The sequence below is a fragment of the Sphingomonas sp. Leaf38 genome (assembly GCF_001421825.1).
Taxonomy (GTDB): domain Bacteria; phylum Pseudomonadota; class Alphaproteobacteria; order Sphingomonadales; family Sphingomonadaceae; genus Sphingomonas.
Genome location: NZ_LMLD01000004.1, coordinates 128,240 through 131,511 on the forward strand (window position 1 = coordinate 128,240; position 3,272 = coordinate 131,511).

4 protein-coding genes are annotated in these 3,272 nt (G+C 67.9%); all 4 read left to right on the forward strand.

All coding sequences use genetic code 11. From position 1 onward, the window contains the following. Positions 1 to 640 (forward strand): cobalamin-dependent protein (locus ASE88_RS19300; protein ID WP_235527610.1); only part of this gene is annotated, 640 nt, incomplete at its 5' end. A 92-nt stretch (positions 641 to 732) separates the two neighbouring features. Then, positions 733 to 1,725 carry a biotin synthase BioB gene (gene bioB, locus ASE88_RS00830; protein WP_056474248.1) on the forward strand — a complete coding sequence of 331 codons (993 nt, stop codon included), beginning with the start codon at positions 733 to 735 and terminating at the stop codon, positions 1,723 to 1,725. Continuing rightward, positions 1,716 to 2,078, forward strand: coding sequence for a lysozyme inhibitor LprI family protein (locus tag ASE88_RS00835; RefSeq protein ID WP_056474252.1), 363 nt, complete (start codon positions 1,716 to 1,718; stop codon positions 2,076 to 2,078). The genes bioB and ASE88_RS00835 overlap by 10 nt, the downstream gene beginning before the upstream one ends. Before the next feature lie 55 nt (positions 2,079 to 2,133). Then, the coding region (locus ASE88_RS18070; protein WP_156356846.1) for an acetyl/propionyl/methylcrotonyl-CoA carboxylase subunit alpha at positions 2,134 to 3,272 on the forward strand (1,139 nt) is incomplete at its 3' end.

The following is a 3,272-nucleotide window of genomic DNA, read 5'->3' on the forward strand; positions in this document are numbered from 1 at the left end:
GGATCGGGGAGGAGTTGAGAACAACCTCCTCGCGCTCGCCGTCGACTGCGCCCGCGCCCGCGCGACGCTCGGCGAGATCTCGTCGGCGATGGAGGACGTGTTCGGCCGCTACGGCACGCAGCCGACCCCCGTGTCGGGCGTCTATGGCGGCGCCTATGAGGACGACGCACGCTGGACGCGCCTGACCGACGGTGTCGCGGCGACCGAGCGCCGGCTAGGTCGCAAGCCCCGCATGCTCGTCGCCAAGATGGGGCAGGACGGCCACGACCGCGGCGCCAACCTCGTCTCGTCGATGTTCGGCGACCTGGGGTTCGAGATCGTGCCGGGCGCGCTGTTCCAGACGCCGGCGGAGGTCGCCGCGCTGGCGCTCGCCAAGGACGTCGACATCGTCGGCGCCTCCAGCCTGGCGGCGGGGCACAAGACGCTGATCCCCGAACTGATCGATCACCTGCGCGAGGCGGGGCGCGCGGATATCAAGGTGATCGCGGGTGGCGTTATTCCCGCACAGGACTATCAGGCGCTGCGTGACGCCGGGGTCCAGGCGATCTTCGGACCCGGCACCAACCTGATCCAGGCCGCCGAGGACGTATTGAAGCTCCTCGGCCACAATATGGGCCCGCAAGAGGAAGCCGCAGAATGACCGATACCCTTCTCCGTTCTCCTGCGCCCGCAGGAGCCCAGTCTTCAGAGCGCGGCGTTCGCGACACGGGGCTCCCGCGCGCGCAGCAGACCATGAGGACCGACTGGACCCGCCCGGAAATCGCCGCGCTGTTCGACCTGCCGTTCGACGAACTCATGTACCGCGCGCAGACCGTCCACCGCGCGCATCACGCGGTCAGCGAGGTGCAGCTGTGCACATTGCTGTCGATCAAGACCGGCGGCTGCCCCGAGGATTGCGGCTATTGCTCGCAGTCCGCCAGCGCGGACACGCAGCTCAAGGCCGAAAAGCTGATGGACGTCGACGCCGTCCTCGCCGACGCCGCGCAGGCCAAGGCAGCCGGCTCGCAGCGGTTCTGCATGGGCGCCGCCTGGCGCAACCCTAAAGCCCGCGACATGCCGAAGGTCGTCGCGATGGTCGAGGGCGTCCGCGCGATGGGGCTCGAGACGTGCATGACGCTCGGCATGCTCGACGCCGAGCAGGCGAAGCAGCTCGCCGACGCCGGCCTCGATTACTACAACCACAATATCGACACCTCGCCGGAGAATTACGGCAACGTCATCACCACGCGCACCTTCGGCGATCGGCTGGAGACGCTCGCGAACGTGCGCGACGCGGGCATTTCGGTGTGCTGCGGCGGGATCGTCGGGATGGGTGAGACGCGCAGCGACCGCGTCGGCTTCGTCCACGCGCTCGCCACGCTGCCGCGCCACCCCGAGAGCGTCCCCGTCAACGCGCTGGTGCCGGTCAAGGGAACGGTGCTCGGCAACATGCTCGCCGACACGCCGCTGGGCCGAATCGACGACATCGAATTCGTCCGGACCGTGGCGGTCGCGCGCATCACGATGCCGCTGAGCATGGTGCGCCTGTCCGCCGGTCGCGAGAGCATGTCCGAAGCGACGCAGGCGCTGTGCTTCATGGCGGGCGCCAACTCGATCTTCACCGGCGACAAGCTGCTCACCACGGGCAACGCCGGCGACAGCGCCGATGCGACACTGCTGGCAAAGCTCGGGATGACGCCGATGGTCGGGCCGGAACCGATGCGCGAGGCCAAGACATGCTGCTGATCGCGCTGCTGCTGACCGCCGCCGCGCCGACCCAGACGCAGGCGGACATGAACCGGTCCGCGGGCACGAGCTACACGCAGGCGGATGCGGCGATGACCGCGCAGTGGAAGCGCACCTATGCCTATATGAAGCGGCGCGATGCGCAGGACGGGTCGCGCGGCGGCGGGTTCGGTTATGCCGCGGCGTTGCTCGAGAGCCAGCGCGCCTGGCTCAAGTTCCGCGACACGCAATGCGTGATCGAGGGCGGGCAATATGCCGGCGGTTCGGCGCAGGGCATGACGACCGCCGGGTGCCGCACCGACCTGACCAAGGCCCGGACGGCGCAGCTCAAATCGATGATTTGGTACCAGTAACCCCAAGTCCGCACCCGGGCCATGTCCGGGGAGACGGCACAGAGTAGGGCGAGAGATGTTCAAGAAAATCCTGGTCGCCAATCGCGGCGAGATCGCGTGTCGCGTCATGCGGACCGCCAAGGCGATGGGCATCAAGACCGTCGCGGTCTACTCCGATGCCGATTCGCGCAGCCCGCACGTCCTGATGGCGGATGAGGCGGTCCGGCTCGGGCCGGCACCCGCCGCCGACAGCTATCTCAAGGCCGAGCTGATCCTGCTCGCGGCCAAGGAGACCGGCGCGGACTGCATCCACCCCGGTTACGGCTTCCTGTCCGAGCGCGAGAGTTTCGCGCTGGCGTGCGCCGAGGCGGGCATCGCGTTCGTCGGGCCACCGCCGGCCGCGATCGCTGCGATGGGCGACAAGATCGAATCGAAGAAGCTCGCCAAGGCGGCGGGCGTCAACGTCGTGCCGGGCTATCTCGGCGAGATCGACAGCACCGATCACGCGGTCGAGATCGCAGGCGGCATCGGCTATCCGGTGATGATGAAGGCATCGGCGGGCGGCGGCGGCAAGGGCATGCGCCTGGCCTATAGCGAGCAGGACGTCCGCGAAGGCTTCGAGGCGACCAAGCGCGAGGGGCTGGCGTCGTTCGGCGATGACCGCGTGTTCATCGAGAAATTCATCGAAAGCCCGCGGCATATCGAGATCCAGCTGATCGGCGATCAGCATGGGAACATCATCTATCTCAACGAGCGCGAATGCTCGATCCAGCGGCGGCACCAGAAGGTCGTCGAGGAGGCGCCGTCGCCGTTCGTCACGCCCAAGATGCGCAAAGCCATGGGCGAGCAGGCGGTCGCGCTGGCGCGCGCGGTCGGCTATTATTCCGCCGGGACGGTCGAGCTGATCGTGTCGGGGGCGGACACGACGGGGGAGGGGTTCTACTTCCTCGAGATGAACACCCGGCTCCAGGTGGAGCATCCGGTGACCGAGGAGATCACCGGGCTCGATCTGGTCGAACTGATGATCCGCGTCGCGGCGGGCGAGCCGCTCGGCTTTGCGCAGGACGCGGTGAAGCTCAACGGCTGGTCGATCGAGAACCGCGTCTATGCCGAGGATCCGTATCGCGGGTTCCTGCCGAGCATCGGGCGTTTGGTGCGGTATAACCCGCCCGAGACAAGCATTCCCCTCCCGCTTGCGGGAGGGGTTAGGGGAGG